The 24,793-nt window shown below is 44.8% G+C and carries 15 protein-coding genes and 3 tRNA genes; 10 read left to right on the top strand and 8 right to left on the bottom strand.

The window, feature by feature from the left end; translation table 11 throughout:
• Window positions 1–566 precede the first annotated feature (566 nt).
• Window positions 567–640, bottom strand: a tRNA-Arg gene (locus tag K7R11_RS08805).
• 189 nt (window positions 641–829) lie between these two features.
• The gene (locus K7R11_RS08800) at window positions 830–1,678 is read right to left on the bottom strand and encodes a hypothetical protein (RefSeq protein WP_224490160.1); all 849 of its coding nucleotides are present in this window, start codon (window positions 1,676–1,678) and stop codon (window positions 830–832) included.
• A gap of 226 nt (window positions 1,679–1,904) precedes the next feature.
• Here K7R11_RS08800 and K7R11_RS08795 point away from each other — a divergent pair, with 226 nt between their 5' ends.
• From K7R11_RS08795 to K7R11_RS08785, 3 genes are all read left to right on the top strand, one after another.
• The gene (locus K7R11_RS08795; RefSeq protein ID WP_224490159.1) at window positions 1,905–2,180 is read left to right on the top strand and encodes a TIGR03643 family protein; all 276 of its coding nucleotides are present in this window, start codon (window positions 1,905–1,907) and stop codon (window positions 2,178–2,180) included.
• Between the two features lie 91 nt (window positions 2,181–2,271).
• Entirely contained in the window at window positions 2,272–3,036 is a 765-nt protein-coding gene (locus K7R11_RS08790) for an oxygenase MpaB family protein (protein ID WP_224490158.1), read from the top strand.
• Between the two features lie 217 nt (window positions 3,037–3,253).
• Complete coding sequence (locus K7R11_RS08785) at window positions 3,254–4,528, top strand: NAD(P)/FAD-dependent oxidoreductase (RefSeq protein WP_224490240.1); 1,275 nt, start codon at window positions 3,254–3,256, stop codon at window positions 4,526–4,528.
• 17 nt (window positions 4,529–4,545) lie between these two features.
• Here the strand turns inward: K7R11_RS08785 and K7R11_RS08780 are convergent, their stop codons facing one another.
• Window positions 4,546–5,310 (bottom strand): MBL fold metallo-hydrolase, encoded by a 765-nt coding sequence (locus K7R11_RS08780; RefSeq protein WP_224490157.1) that lies wholly within the window; start codon window positions 5,308–5,310, stop codon window positions 4,546–4,548.
• Window positions 5,311–5,561: 251 nt separating this feature from the next.
• On the opposite strand from K7R11_RS08780, the gene K7R11_RS08775 reads away from it, so the two are divergent.
• The 5 genes from K7R11_RS08775 (at window position 5,562) to K7R11_RS08755 (ending at window position 15,668) form a co-directional block, all read left to right on the top strand.
• Window positions 5,562–8,954, top strand: a complete 3,393-nt coding sequence (locus K7R11_RS08775) for an amidohydrolase family protein (protein WP_224490156.1) — start codon at window positions 5,562–5,564, stop codon at window positions 8,952–8,954.
• A 219-nt stretch (window positions 8,955–9,173) separates the two neighbouring features.
• Complete coding sequence (locus K7R11_RS08770; RefSeq protein ID WP_224490155.1) at window positions 9,174–10,031, top strand: LytR/AlgR family response regulator transcription factor; 858 nt, start codon at window positions 9,174–9,176, stop codon at window positions 10,029–10,031.
• 122 nt (window positions 10,032–10,153) lie between these two features.
• Window positions 10,154–11,350 (top strand): cytochrome-c peroxidase, encoded by a 1,197-nt coding sequence (locus K7R11_RS08765; protein WP_224490154.1) that lies wholly within the window; start codon window positions 10,154–10,156, stop codon window positions 11,348–11,350.
• 14 nt (window positions 11,351–11,364) lie between these two features.
• On the top strand, window positions 11,365–12,867 hold the full coding sequence (locus K7R11_RS08760; protein ID WP_224490153.1) for a parallel beta-helix domain-containing protein: 1,503 nt from the start codon (window positions 11,365–11,367) through the stop codon (window positions 12,865–12,867).
• Between the two features lie 1,238 nt (window positions 12,868–14,105).
• Entirely contained in the window at window positions 14,106–15,668 is a 1,563-nt protein-coding gene (locus K7R11_RS08755; protein ID WP_224490152.1) for an amidohydrolase family protein, read from the top strand.
• A 683-nt stretch (window positions 15,669–16,351) separates the two neighbouring features.
• Here the strand turns inward: K7R11_RS08755 and K7R11_RS08750 are convergent.
• From K7R11_RS08750 to K7R11_RS08740, 3 genes are all read right to left on the bottom strand, one after another.
• A tRNA-Pro gene (locus K7R11_RS08750) sits at window positions 16,352–16,429 on the bottom strand.
• Between the two features lie 22 nt (window positions 16,430–16,451).
• Window positions 16,452–16,535: transfer RNA gene (locus K7R11_RS08745), tRNA-Ser, on the bottom strand.
• A gap of 131 nt (window positions 16,536–16,666) precedes the next feature.
• Complete coding sequence (locus K7R11_RS08740; protein ID WP_224490151.1) at window positions 16,667–18,715, bottom strand: HD family phosphohydrolase; 2,049 nt, start codon at window positions 18,713–18,715, stop codon at window positions 16,667–16,669.
• Between the two features lie 124 nt (window positions 18,716–18,839).
• Between K7R11_RS08740 and K7R11_RS08735 the strand changes: the two genes are divergently transcribed.
• Both K7R11_RS08735 and K7R11_RS08730 read left to right on the top strand, forming a co-directional pair.
• Window positions 18,840–20,015, top strand: coding sequence for an acetyl-CoA C-acyltransferase (locus K7R11_RS08735; RefSeq protein ID WP_224490150.1), 1,176 nt, complete (start codon window positions 18,840–18,842; stop codon window positions 20,013–20,015).
• 26 nt (window positions 20,016–20,041) lie between these two features.
• Entirely contained in the window at window positions 20,042–20,791 is a 750-nt protein-coding gene (locus K7R11_RS08730; protein ID WP_224490149.1) for a C40 family peptidase, read from the top strand.
• Window positions 20,792–20,892: 101 nt separating this feature from the next.
• Here K7R11_RS08730 and K7R11_RS08725 read toward each other — a convergent pair whose 3' ends face one another.
• Together K7R11_RS08725 and gyrA are read right to left on the bottom strand one after the other, a co-directional pair.
• A complete protein-coding gene (locus K7R11_RS08725) occupies window positions 20,893–22,167 on the bottom strand; it encodes a tetratricopeptide repeat protein (protein WP_224490148.1) in 1,275 nt (424 codons plus the stop codon).
• A gap of 30 nt (window positions 22,168–22,197) precedes the next feature.
• On the bottom strand, window positions 22,198–24,744 hold the full coding sequence (gyrA, locus tag K7R11_RS08720; protein WP_224490147.1) for a DNA gyrase subunit A: 2,547 nt from the start codon (window positions 24,742–24,744) through the stop codon (window positions 22,198–22,200).
• Window positions 24,745–24,793 lie beyond the last annotated feature (49 nt).

Raw genomic sequence — 24,793 nt, 5'->3', positions numbered from 1 at the left:
CCCCCCTGAAAATAAAAGCCTCAGCCCTGCTCGCGCAGGCCTGGTCTTTTTTTATTCCCCCTGCGCTTACAAAAGCAAGCCTGTCTGACGAAAGTCAGGCTTTTGACGTTTTTGGATTATTGATATGGTTCCCCGCTCTGGGCAGGGAGGGGTGGCAACGTCCTCGACGTGACCGGGGTGGGTTGATCAGGATTACTCCGTGATCCTTTCAGTTCCCCCCTGAAAATAAAAGCCTCAGCCCTGCTCGCGCAGGCCTGGTCTTTTTTATTCCCCCTGCGCTTACAAAAGCAAGCCTGTCTGACGACAGTCAGGCTTTTGACGTTTTTGGATTATTGATATGGTTCCCCGCCCTGGTCAGGGAGGGGTGGCAACGTCCTCGACGGTGCCGGGGTGGGTTGATCAGGATTACTCCGTGATCCTTACCAATCCCTCCTGAAAATAAAAGCCTCAGCCCTGCTCGTGCAGGCCTGGTCTTTTTTATTCCCCCTGCGCTTACAAAAGCAAGCTTTTGACGCTTGGGGGAATAAAAAAAGCCGCATCATTTCTGACGCGGCTTTTGCTTTAAGTGATCGAGACAGGATTCGAACCTGTGACCGTCTGCTTAGAAGGCAGATGCTCTATCCAGCTGAGCTACTCGACCTTTCCTTTCGGGCTGCAAATATAAGTGTACTTTCATTTAATTTCCAACAGAAATCTCGTTTTTTTCAAAAAAAACAATCCTGAAATGCCTTTACCCATTCCAGGACTTGTCACATACTTCATCGAAGGCTGTGGTTCAGAATTCTTTACCCAAAAATGCATGGTATTGCACAGTATGCAGCTGCAACCATTATTGTTTGCCGGATGGCATGGTCACACTTTGATATTCCTTTTTACTGATCGTATTAGACGCTTCCTTGAGAGCAACACACCGCATGGAAAGATCATTACTATCCCCGGTCTTATCCTTCATATGCATCTCCATCATGAGTCCGTATTTCCCGTCTTTACGCACCCATTCAGGATCAAAATTCGCAGGTAAGTCTTCATTAACACCAAATACATTAGCCATAGTGACCTCCGCATCAAAGGTATTATAAACCGTTACCAGGTACTCCGGCGTTTCCACCTCAAATCCCTGGCAGTCATACCCCAGGATCTCCTTACCCGCTATTTCCCTCACTTCAAAGGGAGAAGCTTCCATATCTTCCTCATTCATTTCTGACAGATCCGTCTTAAAAGCCATCGCCATTTTCTGGCCATCCTGATCCATAAACATCACCATGAGGTTTTTATCAGCATCATGAACCATGGTCATTTGTTCTGCCTGTTTCATTTGCATACCCCAATATCCCGCATCCGGCTCCAGATACATATCCATCGTTGTGGCTTCATTTTGGGTATCATCCTTCATTTCGAGGGTATATACATAAGAAAAGCCATAGGTTTCTGCCACATCAGACATATCTGCCATTTCGCCCCTGCTCATCATCGGATTCTGATTCATGAAATCGCCCTCGAGCATCTGCTCCATGGCCTTCCCTGCCTCATGCTGTACCTTTTCATTGGTTTTATCGATTACGGTCTTCTCCAATCCCTTTTCGATCTTCTTTTGTAATTTCTTTAAAATCTGCGCCTGCACAGGTATCAGTCCCCCGGAAATAAAAAGTATGGTCAATACTATTCTAAGTGCTTTCATAATTCAAATATTAATGGTTTCTTCATTGATTAGGTACAATAGCAGGGTAATGTCAGGGAATAAACATTTTTAAAATACTTAAAATCAATTCTTTATCAAAATGAAAGGGTGGTTTATTTATATCATCATTCCAGGAAAAAAACAGATCGCTCTTCGAAATTTTAAGAGTCTGTTAAAAGACTTTTCCTGATAAATTTTGTTCTTTCAAAAACTAAAATGCAAGTTCATGGAATTATCTGAACGTCAAACCGACAGAATCATTGAAATGGCATGGGAAGACCGGACTCCTTTCGAAGCTATCGATTTTCAATTTGGGTTAGCAGAAAAGGAGGTGATTACACTTATGAGAAAGGAACTGAAGACTTCCAGTTTTAAAAGGTGGCGGAAAAGAGTCAACAGCGGGGTAAGCAAAAAACATCTAAAGAAAAGAAATCCGGAAATTACGCGCTTTAAATGCTCCAGGCAGAAGGCTATTTCCGGAAACCGCATCAGCAAAAGATAAAACTCACGAATCAAATATTGCTATAATTACTCCTGACTGCATCGAGTAGCTGCTTCGCCAGAACAATATAAATCGCATATCCCAAAAAGGCATGGAATATTTTGTTAAGGAAGGTTCTATCGTGAGAAGTATCTGGGGCGACGGCGATACCGTACTTTTAATTTTTGCCGGGGCCGCGGCAGAGTTCGCCCTGAACAAAGCCGTAGATTGGTTGTATTTTACCGGAAAACTTCCTGCAGATCCTCTTGGCCGGTTGTTCTCTACCGTTTCCTACGCCCGGGAGATCGTATTTTCTGATGAAGCATCTGCTTTGAAAGCCATCTCCAGGATCAATCAAATTCATGGAAGCGTAGAACGGATGCGGCAAAGCGAAATCCCCCAATGGGCATATCGGGATGTACTGTTCATGCTGGTTGATTACTCCATCCGGGCTTATGAGGTCATGCACCGAAAGCTCAACTATTCAGAAAAGGAAGAGGTTTTTCAGGTTTTTTACCGGGTGGGATTGGGGATGCATATAGCAGCATTGCCACTGAATTTCTCCACCTGGGAGGAGGCCAGAAAGGAGCACCTTCTTAGCGATCTGGAATATAGCACGTATACCGCGGACCTCTATTCTCAATATGAAAAGCACCTTGGTCCACTGAGGTTCCGACTGCTCAAAGAAGCCCAAAAGATACTGGTTCCGAAACGGATGGCCACGCTCCTAGGGTTTAATTCCATCCCACTTCTGAGACCGGCTTTGACATGCTACATATTTTTAAAAAAGCATGGGTATGCAACCCCCTTAAAAACCGTGATCATTCCGGGAGCTTATCGCGAAAAAGTCAGATCATTAGACCATCACCGTGGATAAACAAGAGACTGCGAGATACTATATCCATCCCCTCAACACCCCCTGTTGCTTTTATATAAATCAAGGCAAGGTTTTCTCCTTTTTACTGGGTTATCCATCACCAATTGAATAAATTTAACGTAGGAAAAAATCCATTAACATATATTCCAAAGGGCCCCTTGTATTCAGAATTTTAAATACCATTTAAACCCCATAAACAGGGAGCCTGAAAACATTCATTATGAAACAAACCCATGTTGTTATCATCGGCGGAGGTTTTGCCGGGCTTGAACTTATTGAACAGCTCAAAACTTCGGACAAGTTCAGGGTGACCCTGGTAGATATGAACAATTACAACTTCTTTCCCCCTTTACTGTACCAGGTGGCTTCCGGATTTATGGAACCTTCCGCAATTAGCTATCCCTTCAGAAAGATTTTAAGGAAGAAGAACAATACCAGGTTCCGACTCGGGGAATTGAAGCAGGTGCTTCCGGAAGAACAAAAGGTGATTCTATCCAATGGGGAACTCAGATACGATATCCTGGTCATGGCCACCGGAGCCGAATCCAACTTTTTCGGGAATGCGAATGTCGAAAAGAATGCCCTCCCGATGAAAACCATCAGCGATGCCTTGTCCCTTAGAAATATGATATTAACAAGGGTGGAAAGAGCTACCAGGATCGAAGATCCTGAACAGCGCAAGAAGCTGCTTACCTTTGTTATTGCAGGGGCCGGACCTACCGGCGTAGAGCTCTCGGGAATCTTTGCTGAAATGCGAAAACACATCCTTATCAAAGATTATCCGGAGCTGGAAAGAAAAGACCTTGGAGAGATCTACCTTATTGATGGTCAGCAGGCCGTATTATCTGCAATGTCTGTCAAATCGCAGCAATACAGCAAGGCAAAACTGGAAAAGCTTGGGGTAAGAGTCAAGCTGAATACCCTTGTTCAGGATTTTGATAAGGAAACCGTATTCCTATCCAATGGGGAAACCATTTCTTCCCGAAATCTTATCTGGGCAGCAGGAATATACGCCAGAGTGTTCGAAGGATTTAATAAAGAGGATTACGGACGTGGCCGACGTCTTAAAACCGATGCCTTCAATAAGGTAAAAAACTATCAGAACATTTATGCCCTGGGTGATGCAGCCCTGGTCGAGGGCGACCCCGGTTATCCGGAAGGACACCCCCAGGTAGCACAGCCGGCCATTCAACAGGCCAGGAATCTGGGTGAAAATCTGTTAAAAGCTCCTTCAAAAACATGGACACCCTTCAAATACAGTGATAAGGGCTCCATGGCCATTATCGGGAGCAACAAGGCGGTAGCCGATGGTCCGGAGGAGAGGTTTTTCCTGAAAGGCTTCATTGCCTGGTTTGCCTGGGTATTTGTGCATATCATGTCCCTGGTCAACTTCAGAAACCGCCTCAGAGCCCTGTACGACTGGACCGGATATTACACCCATAAGGACCAGAGTTTCCGAATGATCATTAAGCCGAGGGAAATGAAAAAATAAATACCCCTCCCAGCATATTACATTTCCATTTTCTCACCATCAGCCGGAATCCAGGTTTTCTCCAATAATCCCTTCGCCTTTAAAATTTCTTTTAATTTTTCCCTGGTGGTGGGACAATGGTTTACCGCCTCCAGATGATTCGCAATGACCTTTCCGGGAGCATTTCTGATAAATCTCACAATATCCTCCGAAGTCATCAGGATAGGCTTGAAAAAATCCATTTGGGCCGAACCACAAGCGACCACACTAAGATCGGGAGCTAAGGTCTTAAGCACTTTATCTACATCGCTTGTGTACACCGTGTCAGAGCTCAGGTATACAGATGGGGCTCCCGGAAGCTTTATAAAAAATCCCATTACCTTACCCATCCGCTTGGCAATGTATCCATAACCGTGGAGTGCGGGAATACCGGTAATGGAGCCTCCAAGAAAGTCTGTAGGTTGTCCGTATTGCAATACCTGTACAATATGCAATCCTTTATCCTTAAAAAAGGTCTCATCCAAAGCGCTGCAGGTTACAGGTATCTTATGTTTCTTTAGAAAGGCTATTCCGGATTCATCAATATGGTCGGGATGCCTGTGAGTGATCAGGCAATGCGTGATCCCTTTCAGAACTTCTCCGGTATGCTCCGGCAGATCGACTATGGGATTCCTCCTTGCCCTGAACCGGAAATAAGTGAAAGCGGGCAAAGAACCCTTAGGACCGAGCATGGGATCTACCAAAATCCTGTCAGTGTCCGTTTCGATAATCATGGTAGCATTGCGTATGTGATGTATCCTCATGCTATTTCCTGCTATTTATTTCTTGATATCCAAAATTAACTAAAAGGAAAACAGCCCACATCTTCCTCAAGTAAGAACGGTAATTTCCCTTCAAATAGCGAACTTATCCACCATCGATAAAACAGGGCTAAATTTTATTTTTGAAAATTAATATTACATTTTATATCAGAAAATATCTTACTGCCACTTTAATTGATCTGCAATTTTTAATACCTTCCGTACTGTTTAAGAAACAATTACTAGGCTCTACAATGAAGAACAACTGCAAACTATGGTTTTTGGGACTGTTAATGTGTACTGCACCGCTTTTAGCACAAGAAAATAAGAATGCCGGCGACAGCACAAAATTGGCTACAAAGGAACTTCCTCTGGAACCTGAAAGAAGCATTTCCTTTACCTCTAACGAAGGTACCTGGCTGTCCCTGGACGTAAGTCCTGATGGAAAGACCATCATCTTTGATATGATGGGAGACTTGTATACCATCCCCATTTCCGGCGGGAAGGCTACCAAAATTACCGAGGGTATGGCGTATGATGTCCATCCCAGGTTTAGTCCTGACGGCAAATCCATCGTGTACATCTCCGATAAAAGCGGGTCAGACAATATCTGGACCATGGACCTCGAATCTGAAGAGACCAAACAAATCTCAGAAGATAAAGACCAGAACTTCTTCTCTGCCGATTGGAGTCCGGATGGCAAATACATTGTGGGTGCCAGGGGCCGCAGAAATATCAAACTTCATCTCTATCATAAAAAGGGGGGCAAAGGTGCCCAACTTATCGATGAACCTAAAAATTTAAAAACCATCGATCCCGGGTTCAGCCCGGATGGAGAACTGATCTATTTTTCGCGCAGAACTGCGGCATGGAATTACAATGCACAGTTGCCCCAATATCAGATTGGAACTTACAATATGAAAGATGGTAAGATGGCAACCATCACCTCCCGCTATGGCTCCGCCTTTACCCCAACCCTTTCCCCGGATGGAAAATGGATGGTGTACGGAAGTCGGTTTGAAACGGAAACCGGTCTGGTGTTACGCAACCTGGAAAACGGAGATGAGCGCTGGCTGGCTTATCCGGTACAACGCGATGAGCAGGAATCCATTGCTCCGCTGGGTGTTTTGCCTGCTATGGCTTTTACCCCGGACAGTAAAAACCTGGTTGCCAGTTATGGGGGGGGAATTTACAGTATCGATATCTCCTCCAACACCGCAACCGAAATTCCTTTTGAAGTAGATGTACATCTTGAGATGGGGCCAAGGCTATCTTTCAAATATCCTATTGAGGATACCCCGGAAGCCCTGGTTACACAAATACGAAATGGGGTACCCTCCCCGGATGGAAGTCAGCTCGCATTTACGGCCCTGAACAGGTTATACGTTATGGATCTGCCCGATGGAACTGCAAAGCGTTTAACCACCAATAACTTCACGGAAGCCCAACCAACCTGGTCTCCGGATGGCAAAAGTATTGCGTTTGTAACCTGGGAGACTGATGGCGGGCACATCTACAAGGTCAATTCCAATGGAAGAGGCAAACCTCAAAGACTCACAAAGGAAGCTGCCGTATATACCCATCCGTCGTGGTCCTATAAGAGCAACCGGATTGCCTTTACCCGGGGAGCAGCTCAGGTGTACAGAGATGCCATTGACCCGTTCACTCCGGGCACTGAAGAAGACCTGGCCTGGATCCCTGCAGATGGTGGGGAAGTCACCATTATCGATAAATCCGGAGGACGTACCCATCCACACTTCTCAAAGATCGATGACCGTATTTATTTAAATAAGGAACGCTCCCTTCTCTCCATTCGTTGGGATGGCACTGATGAAAAAGAACACCTGAAGCTAAGCGGTATCACCACCTATGGGTCATCCAGTATGGGTTTTCACGACCACAAAGGGGGGCACAATATTTTACCTGGATCTTATAATGCACCGGAACCTGAAGATAAATCTTCTGCCCCATCCGAAATGAAAATTTCTCCTGATGGCACAAAGGTCCTGGCCAAGATCAATAACGATCTCTACACCGTTACCATTCCAAAATTTGGAAAAACACCAAAGATCTCTGTAGCCGATGCCGAAAAGGCAGCCTTCCCTGCCATGAAACTCACCGTTATGGGAGGAGAATTCCCGGCCTGGGCAGGAAACAGCCAGGATGTACATTGGTCTCTCGGAGCCAGCCATTTTATCTATAATATTCCTGAGGCAGAAGCCTACGCAGATAGTGTTGCCTTAGCTAAAAAGAAAGAGAAGGAGTTGGAAAAGGTAAAGGACAAGGAAAGCGAGGACAAGGAAGAGGATAAAGAGGAAAAGGATGAAGACCCCGGCTATACGGCACGGGAATTAAAAATAGCTGTGACTTACACCAAGGACATTCCGGAAGGCAATATCCTGCTTCGCGGAGGACGAATCATTACCATGAACAATGATGAAGTCATTGAGAACGGAGACCTCCTTATAGAGAACAACCGCATCAAGGCCATAGGGCCATCAGGTTCCTTAACGGTCCCCAAAGGAACCATCGAGATCGATGCCAGCGGAAAAACCATTACTCCGGGCTTTGTAGATACTCATGCCCATATGTGGCCCAACTGGGGAATCCATAAAAACCAGATCTGGATCTACTCTGCCAACCTGGCTTATGGGGTTACCACCACCCGGGATCCGCAAACAGCTACCACCGATGTCCTCACCTATGCCGATATGGTAGATGCCGGTATGATGCACGGACCACGGGTATACAGTACAGGACCGGGAGTGGGATTCTGGGCTTATAAGATCAAGTCGCTCGACCACGCTAAAGAGGTACTGAAACAATACAGCGAGTACTACAATACAAAAACCATCAAGATGTATCTTACAGGGAACCGTCAGATGCGTCAATGGATCATTATGGCGGCCAAAGATCTGGAGCTTATGCCCACGACAGAGGGCGGTCTCGATTTTAAACTTAATATGACCCAATTGCTGGATGGATATCCGGGACATGAGCATTCCCTGCCTATTTATCCGATTTATAAGGATGCTGTGCAAACCATTGCCGAATCAAAAATGGCCGTAACCCCTACCCTCCTGGTATCTTATGGAGGCCCTTGGGCTGAGGAATACTACTACGCTACAGAAGATCCTTACCATGATGAAAAACTGCAATACTTTACTCCTTATAAGGAACTGGCTCAGAAGTCAAGGAGAAGAGGTGCATGGTTTATGCCGGAAGAACACGTTTTCCCAAAACATGCCGAGTTTATGAAAGACCTTGTTGAAGCCGATGGTCTTGGAGGCGTTGGAAGTCATGGACAGTTGCAGGGACTGGGGTATCACTGGGAGCTCTGGAGTGTTGCCAGCGGAGGTATGAAGAATATGGATGCCCTGAAGGTCGCGACCATTCTCGGAGCTGAAGCCATAGGCCTGGATGGTGACCTCGGGAGTATTGAGGAAGGAAAACTGGCTGACCTGCTTATCATGGACCAAAATCCGCTGGAAGATATCCGCAATACCAATACCCTTAAGTTTGTCATAAAAAATGGAAAGGTATACGATGCCAATACCCTGGATGAAGTGGCCCCTGAAAGGAAACAGGCGGAAACCTTGCACTGGCAAACCAAAAAGCCCGAAGGAATTCCAGGAATAAAGAAATAATTAAGAACCCATGAATCAAAGCCACATTTTAATATCAAAATGTGGCTTTTTCTGTTTCAATTGGCTGAGTCATTCTGTATATCCAGATTTTACACTTGAGATATTCCTTACTGAAAAAATGGATAACCATCTGGGCCCCGGTGGTTTTCTGAATGTCCGGGAAAAAGTAATTTTTAACTATCTTTCAAAACCTGAAAACCATTTACAAGACGTATCCTAATGACCCTGAACAAAGACCTGTTAACGCAAGAGGCACCTTACTTAGATTCTACCCGGAACAAACTATGGCTTATCGGTATCTTGTCAGTATTTACGATTGTTTTTCTATTGGTTTACAATCCATTCAATTCGGAACATTGGGATGGTCATGTCACCGGATATGTTATCGTTGGTTCATCCTTTATGCTTTTTAGTCAGTTCGCTTTAAGAGGGATCCTCAAAAAACAGCAATTAAGACTTTATGAACTCATCCTTTTTGGTATGGGAGAATTACTTGTGATTCCCCTGTTAATCCAGCTCACGTATGGCCCTGAATTCCCAACTCCGGAGAAAAACATTGCAGAATACCTCGTGACTTTAAAGTTCGTTGCCCTCATCGTTATTGGACCCTATATTTTATCTGTATGGATTCTGGCCTTTAAACATAAGATTTCTTCATACCAGGCGATCAGCGAAAGTAGCCCTGGGGCAAAAGATCTAAAAAAGAATACGTTGTTAACCATTACGGGGGAGAACGACAACGTGATTATGGCTATCAAATACGACCAGCTGTTGTATGTGAAATCCTCCGGGAATTACCTTGAAATATATTACCTGAGAGGGGAAACCTTAACCAAACAGCTCGTCCGTTCCAGTCTTAAAGAGCTGGAGGCTAAAATCACTGATCCCGCAATTGTGCGTATTCACCGATCCTATATGGTAAACAGACACAAGATCTCTTCTTTCAAAAAAGAAAGAAAGGGTTATAAACTGGTTGTACAGCACGCCCCGGAGGAATTCCTTCCGGTGTCTCTTAGCTATAAAGAAAAATTCGAGGAGGCGCTTGCATTGAACGCCGGCCCATTCGTCACCGTATAAGGTCCATTCATCACAATGGGCATAAAAATGCCTGATACCTCCTGAAATTATTTTTAATTCGTTGCATCCCTTGTATTTTAGTTACAGGCTGTACCCATTAGCACTAATCAGGTCATCAGACAATGAAAAAGAAAGATCTTCTGATAAAATCGAGCATCCCTGTTCTTCTGGCAGCATTGCTGTTATTGCATTATGCCTTTAAACAACCCGCAACCGATTATGAGGAGATTCCCCTGCTGAACACAGATTGTCCCCCAGGGTTTAAACGCAATGCCAATAACGAATGCATTGCACAAAACCTGTATATGCAGTACGATTCTCCAAATAATAAGGGAGTAGGAGGACTACAAACAGGTTTGCCGGAAATTCGGGATGGATTTACACCCCAGGAGATCGATCTGGGACGGTATTTGTTTTTTGACCCGGTCTTGTCTGGTGACGGCACTATTTCCTGTGCTTCCTGCCATGATCCGGGGAAAGGTTTCAGTGACGGCCTGGCAACCAGTATCGGCGCAAATAATCACACCCTTAAACGCGCAGCGCCCTCCCTGTGGAACGTAGGTTACTTAAAAAAACTTTTCTGGGATGGCCGGGCTTCTTCCCTGGAAGAGCAAATGAAGGGGCCCTTATTTTCGCCTGAAGAAATGAACAACACCCCGGACAACCTTATTCATACGTTGAATTCCATCGAACAATACAAGCTTTTATTTGCTGAGGCATTTCCCGAAAGAGACAGGAATGCTCCCATTAAACTGGCCGAAGTTTACACATCTGTAGCAGCATTCCAGGCATCGCTGGTTTCCCTGAACAGTAAATATGACCGTTACGCCCACGGGTATCACCAGGCCCTCAACGATAAGGAAATTGAAGGCATGAATGTCTTCCGTTCCTTTGTTGCACGCTGTGCCGAATGCCATACTCCCCCATTATTCACGAACCAGCAGTTTGCCGTTATTGGAAGTCCGGAACCGGATGACCTGCCTTTAGATCCGGGTGCAGAAATCCCTTTCCAGGACAAAACATTAAGAGGAGCCTTTAAGGTTCCAAGCCTGAGAAATATTGAGAAAACCGCCCCCTATATGCACTCCGGAAAGTTTAAGACACTTCGTGAAGTGGTTGAATTTTATACCGGAGGCCGCGGCCATGCCGTTCCTGAAGGTGAAGACCTCATCATACACTGGCATATCTGGGAGCCTGAGCTTAGTGAATACGAATTAGACCGACTTGTGGATTTCCTGAAAACCCTGACCGACGAAACCTTTACCCCCGAAATACCACAAACCTTACCTTCAGGGTTAAACCCAACCGTTAAACCATAATTACTGCATACTTTATGAAATCGAAATTAACAAATATCCTTGGCGCCATCTTCCTTTTAGGAATAGGCGTGTTTTTAGGAAGATCTTTTTTCTCAGTACCACAGGAAGTTACCATTCCCATTCCATCCACCATCAAATATCGAAATGCGGGGACATCAGCAGATACCCTCCAGGTGGCCGCGGCCAGAGAGTTTAATGGCCAAATTATTGAAGTAAAAGATGGGGAATCCATACAAGCTGCCGTGAGCCAGGCCAATCCTGGAGATTTGATCAGGGTCTATCCGGGCACCTATTCAGAAAATGTATATATAGACAAAGACGACATCAGTTTACAAGGTATTGTTATAGATGGAAAATGGCCAACCCTGGACGGAAAAAAGGAGATCAACGACGCCTTTCTCTATTCCGGGAATGGCATTCTCATAGAGAACTTTAAGATCATCAATTACAAGGGGAACGGGATTATGGGACAGGCAGGAAACAATTTCGTTATCCGCAACAACTGGATCATTGACACCGGAGTATATGGTATTTTTCCGCAATATGGAAAAAATGGCCTTATCGAGCACAATGTACTGAGCATTATTGCCGATGCCGCTATTTATGTAGGCATGTGTGATAATGTGGATGTCAGACACAACGAAGTGTTTGATAGTGTTGCCGGGATCGAAATTGAAAATTCCAGGCATTGCCTGGTGGAAAATAATTATGTCCATGACAATACGGGAGGTCTCCTGGCCTTTATTACTCCGGGCTTGCCCATTAAAACGACCTTTGACGTCATTTTCAGGAACAATTTTGTGGTCAACAACAACCATGAGAATTTCGGAGCCCCGGGATCTACTGTAGCCGGTATACCTCCCGGAACAGGAATTCTGATCATGGCTGCAGACGATGTTATTGTTGAAAATAATATCATCACCGGGAATAACAACGCAGGAATCACGATAGTAGACCTTGCCAACGGAGATCCCAAAGCCAACGATCCCAGTGCTGAAGGAAACCCCGACCGGGTGATCATCCTCGATAACATTATGTTCGACAACGGAAAAGACCCGACTGGAGAATTAAAAGCTATAATGCTTACCCAGCTGGACAGTAAGGGCCCGGATATTTTTGCCTATGGCGGAGGAACCGGAAGCACTATACGCGACAAAAACAAATACCGTACTTTCGGACTGGATGACTATGGCATACCACCAATTACGGATACTGAGGAAATTCAGACCATGATGACCCCTTCCCCGGTACCGGCGAGGTCGGTTTCGAAAGAACAGCTGGGCGAACTCACGTATTATGGCGTTTGCGCAGGTTGCCATTCTTTTGGCAACAGATTGATAGGGCCGCCTACCGAGATCATCCAGGCGATCTATCACGGAAATCCTCAGGGAATTGTGAATTACATCAACAAACCGCTCAACGTTCGGGAAGACTATCCGGAGATGCCGCCACAGGACTACCTGCCGGAAGAGGCCAAACTGGCCGTTGCAGAGTATATATTGTCCCTGAAAAAATAAATGGTCTCCGGCCCCGGGTCACCCCCAACCCAGGCGGGCAAAATATACAGCTTTAAGATATAATTAAATACTGTGAATCTACCGGAAGCAGTCCGTTATCGGTATCATCATGTGGGGCGTATCGGGAAGATCTAAAGAAGAATAAGGCTTTGGGAATCTCTTAAAAAAACACCTACCTCTTGTAAAACCTAAGGGCTGTTTTTTATAAGAAGTATAAAAATACCTGTCAGACCAAGAGTTTATAACCCCTGTCCTGACAGGTATTCTTAATATTAATCCTTCACTCTTAAGGGCTTTATGCCGTATTCTCAACTTACTTAAATTTACCACAGTAATACAATCCAAAGCTTTAGCAAAATGGTCTGCAGCCGCCTGCTAAAGTTTTTTTTGTTCGGGTATAAACTACTTCCCCTAACCCGGTATTGCCTTTGACAATTTCATAACATGCTTTAACAATGCCATCCCCTTCTGCATTGCACATGCATTTATTTGCCCAGGTCACAAGTTTCGGGGCCTTTTTAAATGACTTTATGTGATTGAAAACAGTTTTAAAACTCCTTATTTGCTGAGGTATTTGGAAGTTGATTAACTCTTTTTAATCTGTTGATATGCAGCTTAACCCTAATCAGATTTCAAACCTATTTAAGGATAAGATACCATCTCATCGCGACCTCAAACACCTGTTTTTCAAATTATTACACCTCAACTAAACTTATTCAGAATTTTAAAATACCTATATTTACTTAATGAAGTTTGAATATGATTCTGTGACGATACTGTTGCTGCCTGGCTGCTTTTTCATTCAACGTCAGCAGGTATTCAACATTTGAGTTGACTATGCTTTAGAGTGTGTTAAATAAGATTAATACCAGACAACTTACCTGAATATTAAAACTTCCTGCAAATTAAATAGCCATTGAAATTAATGCCTGCTCGTGAATTGAAAAAATGAGAAGATAGGAAATGATACCATTACAGACCTTTTTGACACAAAAAGGTCTGCTATTAACAGGTTTACACCTTCCTCTATTCCATTTCGAAATTTGCCTCTAAAGGCCGCCTGATCAGTATAAGAACAAACCGAATAACAGAACTCGATCTTAATGGAATTAAAGCGCGATCATTTAAAAATCTCCCATTCCAGGTAACACATCCTCCCTGCGGTTTATAATGACGGAAAAAATTATAACAGGATGCTGACACAGCATCTGTAAATATGAATTATCAATTCGAAGATTATGAAAAATAAATGTGTTATTATAACAGGAGCCCTCCTGTTTATTTTGAGCTTTATAACCCCTGTCCATGCGCAGGAATACGACATTGCTATTTTAAATGGCCGTGTTATGGACCCTGAAACCATGCTGGACAAGATTTTGAATGTTGGTTTAAAAGACGGTAAGATTGCTGTGATTACTGAAGAAGTAATTACGGGAAAAGAAACTATAAATGCGGAAGGCTTAGTGGTTTCTCCCGGGTTTATCGATATACATTGTCATATTTCTGATTTCCCCTTTGGTCAAAAATTAAGTTTACGGGATGGGGTCACTACCCCACTTGACATGGAAGCAGGTGCCTATCCCGTAGATGCTTGGTATGCAAAACTAGATAGTAAATCTCAAACAAATTACGGTGCGGCTGTATCTACAGCATCAGTAAGAGAAATTCTTGCAAACCCTGATTACAATACATCCACAGCTTCTATCCTATTGGATGCCTTCGACCCTCATAATAAGAGTGGTTTCAATATGTCCTTAACCGAATTTCTTCCAACGCCGGAGCAAATAGACGAGATGGAAAGAATGCTTGAAAACGGCATACGACAAGGAGCATTAGGGCTGGGAGCGGTTCCAGGTTACATGACTAAAGGCACCACCAGTCGGGAAACCATTATGTGGCAAAAACTAATGGGAAAATACGGACTTAGCACGGTACTCCATGGTAGATTTTCAAGTCAGATGCCTCCGGCCACAGGTATCTTAGGAACCCAGGAAATGGTGTCCAGTGTTGCTGCCTATGGTGGCGGTTTATATGTAAGTCATATCCATCAGCAGGCCTTAAGTTATACTCCAACAGCCATTGAGCTTTTAGATGCCGCAAGTAAGAAAGGATTAAATACGGTTGCGGCAATTTATCCCTACTGGCAGGGCGCCACTGTAGCCGGTGCAGACTATTTGGCCCCCGATAATTATCAGCGCAATATGGGAAGAAGCTATGAGGACATCATCGAGGTTGCAACTATGAAGCCACTTACCAAAGAACGCTATGAGGAGTTGTTGAAAACACAGCCTGGAGCATCGGTTATTTTTGGCGGTGTGGAAGAAAAAATAATGCTGGAGGCATTAGCCGACCCGAGAACTATGATTGAATCTGATGCAGCACCTTTATCCATTTCAGAAACAGGAGAATTGGCACTCGACTGGTCAACTCCATATGAGGCTACACAGGGTCATCCGCGTGGGGCAGGGTCCCATGCTAAAGCTTTACGTTTAGTCAGAGAAAAAAAATTAATGCCACTCATCCTGGCCATTTCAAAAATGAGCTACATGCAAGCTAAATTTTTGCAGGAAAATGGGGTGGAGCAAATGGCTGCAAAGGGCCGTATTCAGGAAGGAAAAGATGCCGACATAACTATTTTTAATCCGGAAACAGTGATGGATAACGCCACTATGGAAAAGGGAGGGTTACCCTCTACTGGCATTCCTTATGTTATCGTTAACGGAACCATCATCGTAAAGGACGATAAGGTTCTCGAAGGGGTGTATCCGGGTAAACCGATACGTAACAATATCATCGATTAACCAATCATCATGCACGCAAAGCGAATAAAATTGGTATGGCAGAAGTTATTTGATTAAAACGATTTGGAGTTCAATAAGCAAAAGCAGAACCCTGACAAAAAATCAGATTACAGGTTGAGTTAAAAGCAGGTTATTAATGTCTACGGCTGCCGAGGATCCCTGCCTGTGGAAGCCATGCAGGGAGTTCCATTTGGGGGATTTCAGACCATACTACTGAAATAATACAGATTTCCACCTGGGTCGGGGTTGTGATCGTTGGCGGAGTGTCTCTGAAGTGCTGCACCACGTAATGGTGTACTGCCCTTTTTTATGCCCTTTTGCTTATGCAAGCGAGCTTACAGGGTCAAAATGAAGCCTGGAGTTAAAGTGCAGGATTCACTCACCTTCGGTAAGTGATCCTGATGGAAGGGTAGCCTCAGAAAAGCCGATCAAGGCTAAGCCTTGACGGTCTTTTTTATGCCTCAAGCTTACAAGCGGGAGCACATAGGGTCAAAATGAAGCCCGGAGTTAAAGTGCAGGATTCACTCACCTTCGGTAAGTGATCCTGATGGAAGGGTAGCCTCAGAAAAGCCGATCAAGGCTAAGCCTTGACGGTCTTTTTTATGCCCCAAGCTTACAAGCGGGAGCGCTTGACGCTTTTGGGCATAAAAAAAGCCGAACAACATCCTGTTGTTCGGCTTTTCTGGTCGGGGTGGCAGGATTCGAACCTGCGGCCTCCTGCTCCCAAAGCAGGCGCGATAACCGGGCTACGCTACACCCCGAGTCAGTATCTACTGAATCTTGCGGAGAGACAGGGATTCGAACCCTGGCAACGGTTACCCGTTGACAGATTAGCAATCTGCTCCATTACCACTCTGGCACCTCTCCTATTCCGTTTTTTATCAGAACCTGCAATTTGAAATTGCGGTTGCAAAGGTATATTATCATCTCCTTTCACGCAACATTTTAGTGTATTATTTTTTAAATAAATCCCTTCCATTCTGCCGCACAAGCACTTACTATTCGGGGTATTCCACCCGCAGATGATAAATATTGCTCAGTTTGTGCTTAAGCACCTTTTTTATGGTCCGGATTTCCTTAAAGGTCACATTCGCATTGATAAACTGATCCTCTTCCACCTGCTTATCCACAATGCGCTCTACAAACTCCTCGATTACCGAGAAATTCGGATTTTTTAAACTCTTGGACGCGGCCTCCACCGAATCGGCCATCATCAGGATAGCAGTTTCCCTGGAAAAAGGAATCGGGCCGGGATACCTGAAATCGTCGGGATTAAAATCACTTCCGGCATCTTTGGCCTGCTTATAAAAATAATACACAAAGGTGGTGCCGTGATGCGTCCGGATAAAATCGATGACCCGGTCGGGAAGCTTGTTCTTTTTGGCGATCTCAATGCCTTCCAGCACATGATCGATGATCACCCGGGCACTTTCCTTGGGCAGCAGCTCATTATGCGGATTCACGCTGGTTCGCTGATTTTCGGTGAAATACATCGGATTGTTCATCTTGCCAATATCGTGATACAACGCCCCTACCCTAACCAGCATCGAATTGGCACCGATCTCATTGGCTGCTGCCTCTGCCAGATTGGCTACCTGAAGCGAATGATGAAATGTCCCGGGAGCTTTGTCAGACAATTCCTTTAAAAGCTTGGAATTCGTATCGCTTAATTCCAGCAGGGAGACATCACTCACCAGAGAAAATACCTTTTCATAAATATAGATCAACGGAAAAGCAGCAAGTGTAGCCAATCCATTTAGAATGAATTTGGCAAAGGTAAAGAGCGTGGCATTATCGAGATTTCCTTCATGAATCACCAGGAAGGCGAAATAGGCCAGTATATAGACCAGGGTAATCTGAGCCACCGAAATAAACAGGTTTACCCGTTTGTGAAGTTCCGAAATGGTTTGTATGGTGACGATCCCGGCAATAATTTGCAGGAAAACATACTCGAAACTATTAGGGACTATAAACCCAAGCAGTAATACGGTAAGCACATGCACGAACAATCCAAGTCGGGGATCAAAGAACGCCTTTAAAATAAGCGGAAGTATACACAAGGGCACTACATACACATAATCTACATTGAACTTAACCACGGCAGTGGTCAAAAAGATCAGCACCAGAATATTGAAGAAAATGAAAGTCACCTTGTTGTTATTCTCATAGACCTCCGGCCTGTACTTTTTAAGAAATAACATCAGCATAAAAAGGGTTAGCGCCACGATGAGCACATAACCGAGTACGATCCAGTTGTAATTGCGTTCATTCCACAATTGCGACTGGTACTCTCTTCTCAGGGAAGAAAGGATGTTGTACTTTTCGCCTTCCACTACCTCTCCTTTAGCAATAATACGTTTGCCCTTATCCACATTACCCCGGGTGCGGGTTACCCTGGATAATTTTGCCTGCAAGGTAGTATTGGTGAGGGCCTCGTCAAAAAAGACATTCGGGCGGATGATATCGAAAAACAGGCCGTAAAATGCAGGAGATAATTCCTCGACCTTCCTCTCCTCCAGGTGGGTATTAATAAAAGTCTCCAGCTCGCTTATCTTCAGCAATTGTCCGAACAACACGGTATTCTCCTCATTCTGGCGCACCACATTAACCACCTTATCGTCGCTCCGGTCCCCCTCAGACCGAACTACCCCCAGAGAATACATATCAGCCAAAAGCTCCTGACCGTCCTCGTATAACCTATCATACTGTCGTGTAGTAAAGCTGTCTTTAGGAAAAAACGTCGGGAACCGCTCTTCAAAATCCGCTTCCACAGTTTCCCTGACCTCCACATCGTATTGAAAATAATCCGGGTGATTGTTGGTAATATTTTCCCGATCCTGTTCTACCTCTTCCTCGGTTTTGTATATTGGAAAATCAAAAGGGGCGTAGAGGGTTTCTTCCTGCCATAATTTTCCCTTCTGAAAATCGTACTTAAACTTTCCTCCTTTTGGGAAAAAGTATACAATAAGTACAATAGTCAGGATAAACAAGAAGATCTTATAAATCAGGGATTGATTGGAATAAAGCTTATCGAGCAAACGCTTCATGGATTGGGATATTGATATTCAAATGTAAAAAAAATAAGTCATCTTACCTTTGGCATTAATGACCTTCCTACTTATGATTATCGTATTAAATTACCTAAATTCGCAACAGTAAAAAAAGTATCTTATGAATAAAGTAGTAATCGTTTCTGCTGCAAGAACTCCAATCGGGAGTTTTCTTGGAGCATTATCCAGTATACCGGCCCCAAAACTCGGAGCTATTGCCATCAAAGGCGCCTTAGAAAAGATCAACCTGTCTCCTGATCAGGTAGATGAAGTACTTATGGGAAATGTGGTTCAGGCCGGAGTTGGCCAGGCCCCTGCCAGGCAGGCAGCCATCTTTGCAGGCATCCCCGACAGTGTACCCTGTACCACAGTGAACAAAGTGTGTTCCAGCGGCATGAAGGCCGTAATGCAGGGAGCTCAGGCCATTGCCCTTGGAGATGCAGAAGTTATTGTTGCAGGAGGTATGGAAAACATGAGTTTGATCCCGCATTACGTTCATATGCGTAACGGACAAAAGTTTGGTCCTGCTACCTTGGTTGACGGACTACAGAGAGACGGACTGGTGGATGTATATGACCAGAATGCTATGGGGGTTTGTGCAGATGCATGTGCCACAGAATACAAGTTCTCAAGGGAAGACCAGGATGCCTATGCCATCCAGTCTTATGAGCGCTCTGCCAAGGCCTGGAAAGAAGGAAAATTCAATGATGAGGTTGTTCCGGTTGAAGTACCTCAGCGCCGTGGAGAACCTGTTATCGTTAGTGAAGATGAAGAGTTTAAAAATGTAAAACTGGATAAGATTCCGGCCTTGCGTCCCGCCTTCAGTAAAGACGGTACCGTAACTGCAGCAAATGCATCCACCATAAACGACGGAGCCGGAGCTGTGGTATTGATGAGTGAAGCTAAAGCTCAAGCATTAGGCCTTACGCCTCTTGCCACTATCCTGAGTTATGCCGATGCGGCCCAGGAACCGGAATGGTTTACCACCGCACCTGCCAAAGCACTGCCCAAAGCACTGGGCAAGGCAAATATAAGTATGGATGAGGTTGACTATTTTGAGGTGAACGAAGCGTTTTCTGTAGTTGCACTGGCCAACATGAAGATTCTGAATCTGCCCGAAGACAAGGTGAATGTAAACGGAGGCGCTGTTTCTCTGGGGCATCCCCTGGGATGTTCAGGCGTAAGAATCCTGATCACCCTGATGAATGTACTGAAACAGAACAATGCCAAAATAGGCGCTGCAGGAATATGTAACGGCGGTGGAGGAGCCTCTGCCATGATCATCCAAAGAAATTAATAACCTCAACACCCAAGACTAACTGAATGCAATACGGGATCTGCAATTTAAGTATCGTTCCTTTGCGTAATGAACCCAATGATCAAAGCGAACTGACCTCACAGGTTCTTTTTGGAGAACATTTCAAGGTACTGGAAATGCGCAAACACTGGAGCCGTATACGCCTTGCATTCGACCGTTATGAGGGATGGATAGACAATAAGCAATTTCTGCTTCTTGAAGAAGAGACCTACAAACGTCTCGACAAGGAACCGGCAGCCTTATCTGCCGACCTGGTAGAATTTGTATATGGAACAACGAACGATCTGCTCCCTGTACCTATGGGGAGCACGATCAGTTCGGCAAAACTCCTTGGATTTAATTACGACGGGGCTGTTAAGTCGGGGAAACACCCAAAAGAAGACCTCGTCAAAACAGCTTTTCTCTACCTGAATGCCCCTTTCTTATGGGGAGGTAAAACACCGTTCGGCATCGATTGCTCCGGTTTTACACAGATGGTGTACAAACTAAACGGATATAAACTGCTTCGGGAGGCTGCACAGCAGGCTACCCAGGGAGAAGCCCTTAGCTTCATAGAAGAAAGCGAGCCAGGGGATCTTGCCTTCTTCGATAATGATGAAGGAGAGATCATCCATGTAGGGATCATTATGGAAAACAATTACATTATCCATGCCCACGGTAAGGTTCGGATTGACCGTTTAGACCACAGCGGGATCTTTAATGCTGAAAAGAATATGCACACCCATAAGCTCAGAGTGATCAAAAAGGTGATCTGAAAACAGGCAGCCTTTTGAGTTCTCTTAATAACGCTAACAAAACAACATAAAAAAAGCACCGGTTTCCCGGTGCTTTATTTATGCTATATAGTGGATGCTTATTACTGCTCCAGGCTGGCTAATTTTTCTTTCATAGCCTTGTAGTTTTCAGTATCTCCAAGGTTACCGTAGATATTCATCAGCGTACGGGTAGCATCAATATTATTTGGATTCACCTCGAGAAGTTTTTCAAGATATGGAACCGCTTCTCTATAGAGATCCTCACGCTCTTTCTTTAATTCGTCGTAGCGCTTGTTATCAGCCGCGGTGTTCCCTAAGCCATTCATCTCCTCAACAAGATCTCTTTCCTGGTTAAGAATGGTAGAAGCCATGTTCAGGTAAGTGTTCTCACTTTTCGGATCCAGTTCAAGAGAACGCTGGTAGTATTTTATAGCATCCTCAGAATTTCCCTGCTCAGCAGAGATCACTCCAAGGTTATAGAATAATACCGGGTTATTAGGATCCATGGCAACTGCGCGCTCCATGGTTTCTTTGAACTTGTCCTTTTGATCGAGCTGAATGTAAAGGTTAGCTTCAGTTAAAAGCAGGTTTACATCTTCAGGGTTTTCTGCCTGAGCTTCCCGGATGGCCGCGATAGCCTTTTCGGTCTCTCCCTGCTGACTGTAGATAAGCGCAATATTCTTCACGATCTCAGGGTACCTGCTCTCGGTAACTTCCTCTCTTGGATTCTCATACTGACCGGTTTTTACCATCAGTTCCATTTGTTGCTTAGAACCCATGTTTTCAGTCTCCCCGGTCTCTTTGTTGTCAGCAAGATAATTAGTAGTTACCCCGGTATATCCGCTATCCTTAAGCTCGATATACCATGGCAGTGCCTTCTCGTATTTTCCGGCGTTTACCGCTCCTGAAGCTGCATAATAAAGGTAATCCTCATTTCCGCTAAGCTTGTAGGCCAGGTAAAGTTTATCAGCACCTTCCTCGAACTTCTGATTCTCATTATCCTTTACAGCTGCCTGAACGAGCTCGTTGGAGTTATTCGCCATGATCTCCTGAGCTTCTTCGGTATATTTATCCTTATACCCTTTTTCAAATTCGATCAAAGTATTAAAATACTCAGCTGACTGGGTATAGGAATCAATTGGATCCATTCCCTTTTTTCCCATATCGGCATAAGTTTTACCCATCAGGAAATAATATTCAGCCTTGTACTTGTCATCAAATCCATCTACACCCCCGGCTAAAGCATCCAAGGTTGATTTGGCCTCAGCAACATTTCCATCTTCCAACGCATCTTCGGCTGTTCTCAGTTCCTTTTTCTGAGCCATCGAAAATGTAGTAAAAAGTACCGCAGAGGCTAATAGAATTCTCTTTTTCATTGTTAATTAAATTAATTTTTGTGTTAAGAGTTAATTTTCTTTTTCGGTGTCGTTCTGGGTTGGTTCAATATCCGTGCCATCTTCGATTACCTCGATGTCATTTACGTCATTGATGTCATCTTCGTTCTTTACCACCTTGGCAACGGCCGCAATAGAGTCGTTCTTCAGATTGATCAGTCTTACCCCCTGGGTAGCCCGACCCATAACTCTGAGGTCTTCCACTGCCATTCTGATGGCGACACCTTTTTTGGTAATGATCATCAGGTCATCGCTGTCCAGCACACTTTTAATGGCCACTAAGTTACCAGTTTTTTCTGTAATAGACATGGTTTTGACACCTTTCCCCCCTCTGTTGGTTATACGATACACCGCCTCACCATCTTCAGGATCGTCGAGATAGGTTCGCTTTCCATACCCGTTTTCCGAAACAACCAGCACATTCTCTTCCATGTTATTGATAGACAACATTCCGATGACCTCATCATTTTCGTGTTCTATGGTGATACCCCGAACTCCGGAAGCGTTTCTTCCCATAGGCCTGATCTTGCTTTCTTCAAATCGGATCGCCTTTCCGGTACGAACAGCCAGCATAATCTGACTATTACCGGTGGTTAGTTTTGCTTCGAGCAGCTCATCATCCTCACGAATGGTGATCGCATTGATACCATTGGTTCGTGGCCTGGAGTACTGCTCAAGAGAGGTTTTCTTAACCACACCTTTCTTGGTGGCCATAATTACATAATGGCTGTTTATGTACTCCTCATCCTTCAGGTCTTTGGTACAGATAAAGGCCTTCACCTTATCGTCCTGCTCAATATTGATCAGGTTCTGAATGGCCCTTCCCTTGGACGTCTTACTACCTTCAGGAATTTCATAAACCCGCATCCAGAAGCACTTCCCTTTCTGGGTAAAGAACAACATGTACTGGTGATTGGTTCCTACGAACAGGTGTTCCAGGAAATCTTCGGTACGGGTAGCAGAGCCTTTTTGCCCTACCCCGCCCCTGTTCTGGGTCTTGTATTCTGTAAGTGGGGTACGCTTGATGTAACCGGCATGAGAAATGGTGATCACCACCTGCTCATCAGGGATCATATCCTCGATACTGAGGTCGCCTCCGGCATATTCGATCTGAGACCTTCTGGGGTCTCCGTATTTTGCATCAACTTCAGCCAGTTCATCCTTGATGATCTGCATACGGCGTTCCTTACGCGCAAGGATATCTTTACAGTCCTCGATGAACTTCATGATATCTTCATACTCCTGACGCAACTTATCCTGCTCCAGTCCGGTAAGCTGACGCAGACGCATCTCTACTATGGCCCTGGCCTGAACTTCTGTCAGTTTAAAACGCTCAATAAGTTTGTTGCGTGCCTCATCGGCATTGGACGATGCACGGATAAGGGCAATTACCTCATCAATATTATCGGAAGCGATGATGAGTCCTTCAAGAATATGAGCCCGCTCTTCCGCCTTCTTTAGTTCATATTCGGTTCTTCTTACCACAACCTCATGCCTGTGATCTACGAAGTGACGGATCAGGTCTTTAAGGTTGAGCATTTCAGGACGACCGTTCACCAGTGCAATATTATTCACACTGAATGACGACTGCAGGGCCGTATACTTATACAGCATGTTCAGCACGATATTAGGAATAGCGTCGCGTTTAAGGATATAAACAATTCGCATCCCCTTTCGGTCCGATTCGTCCCGGATATTGGAAATTCCTTCTATTTTCTTTTCGTTCACCAGGTCTGCGGTCTTCTTGATCATATCCGCCTTATTTACCTGGTAAGGGATCTCAGTAACCACAATGGCTTCCCGCCCGTTAACCTCTTCGGTGTGGGCCTTACCGCGCATCACGATTCGGCCACGGCCGGTTTTAAAGGCTTCTCTTACCCCGTCATATCCGTAGATAATACCGCCGGTTGGAAAGTCAGGAGCCTTAATATGCTCCATGAGTTCATCGATCTCAATTTCGTGATTATCGATATAGGCCACGGTTCCGGAAACAACTTCGCTCAGGTTGTGTGGCGGCATATTGGTAGCCATCCCCACAGCGATTCCCGAAGCCCCGTTGATCAACAGCCCCGGAACCCTGGTAGGAAGTACCTTGGGCTCTTTAAGCGTATCATCAAAGTTAAGCTGGTGATCTACTGTATCCTTATCAATATCCGCAAGCATGTCTTCTGAGATCTTGCGCATCCTGGCTTCTGTATAACGCATTGCTGCGGGACTGTCGCCGTCTACAGATCCAAAGTTACCCTGCCCGTCTACCAGCATGTAGCGCATGCTCCAGTCCTGGGCCATACGCACCATGGTATCGTATACCGAACTGTCTCCGTGAGGGTGGTATTTACCCAGCACTTCCCCGACAATTCTCGCAGATTTCTTATATGAAGTGTTTGAACGCACACCCAGTTCGTGCATACCGAATAAAACCCTTCGGTGAACCGGCTTAAGACCATCGCGAACATCTGGCAGTGCACGTGACACAATGACCGACATCGAATAATCGATGTATGCCGATTTCATCTCGTCTTCAATATTAATAGGGATCAGCTTTTCTCCTTCCGCCATATTAAATTGTTTATAATTATGGTTTGTTTACAATCGTGCCAATATACAT

The sequence above is a fragment of the Robertkochia flava genome (assembly GCF_020166515.1).
GTDB classification, from domain to species: Bacteria; Bacteroidota; Bacteroidia; order Flavobacteriales; family Flavobacteriaceae; genus Robertkochia; species Robertkochia flava.
Note: the sequence above shows the minus strand (reverse complement) of the source record. Positions and strands in the feature narration are given on the sequence as shown.

Bases quoted from the DNA above. Each gene is read 5' to 3' on its own strand.
- K7R11_RS08755 (WP_224490152.1), top strand. From the start codon at position 14,106: ATGAAAAATAAATGTGTTATTATAACAGGAGCCCTCCTGTTTATTTTG.
- gyrA (WP_224490147.1), bottom strand. From the start codon at position 24,744: ATGGCGGAAGGAGAAAAGCTGATCCCTATTAATATTGAAGACGAGATG.
- K7R11_RS08775 (WP_224490156.1), top strand. From the start codon at position 5,562: ATGAAGAACAACTGCAAACTATGGTTTTTGGGACTGTTAATGTGTACT.
- K7R11_RS08760 (WP_224490153.1), top strand. From the start codon at position 11,365: ATGAAATCGAAATTAACAAATATCCTTGGCGCCATCTTCCTTTTAGGA.
- K7R11_RS08730 (WP_224490149.1), top strand. From the start codon at position 20,042: ATGCAATACGGGATCTGCAATTTAAGTATCGTTCCTTTGCGTAATGAA.
- K7R11_RS08800 (WP_224490160.1), bottom strand. From the start codon at position 1,678: ATGAAAGCACTTAGAATAGTATTGACCATACTTTTTATTTCCGGGGGA.
- K7R11_RS08725 (WP_224490148.1), bottom strand. From the start codon at position 22,167: ATGAAAAAGAGAATTCTATTAGCCTCTGCGGTACTTTTTACTACATTT.
- K7R11_RS08795 (WP_224490159.1), top strand. From the start codon at position 1,905: ATGGAATTATCTGAACGTCAAACCGACAGAATCATTGAAATGGCATGG.
- K7R11_RS08780 (WP_224490157.1), bottom strand. From the start codon at position 5,310: ATGAGGATACATCACATACGCAATGCTACCATGATTATCGAAACGGAC.
- K7R11_RS08770 (WP_224490155.1), top strand. From the start codon at position 9,174: ATGACCCTGAACAAAGACCTGTTAACGCAAGAGGCACCTTACTTAGAT.
- K7R11_RS08765 (WP_224490154.1), top strand. From the start codon at position 10,154: ATGAAAAAGAAAGATCTTCTGATAAAATCGAGCATCCCTGTTCTTCTG.
- K7R11_RS08790 (WP_224490158.1), top strand. From the start codon at position 2,272: ATGGAATATTTTGTTAAGGAAGGTTCTATCGTGAGAAGTATCTGGGGC.
- K7R11_RS08740 (WP_224490151.1), bottom strand. From the start codon at position 18,715: ATGAAGCGTTTGCTCGATAAGCTTTATTCCAATCAATCCCTGATTTAT.
- K7R11_RS08735 (WP_224490150.1), top strand. From the start codon at position 18,840: ATGAATAAAGTAGTAATCGTTTCTGCTGCAAGAACTCCAATCGGGAGT.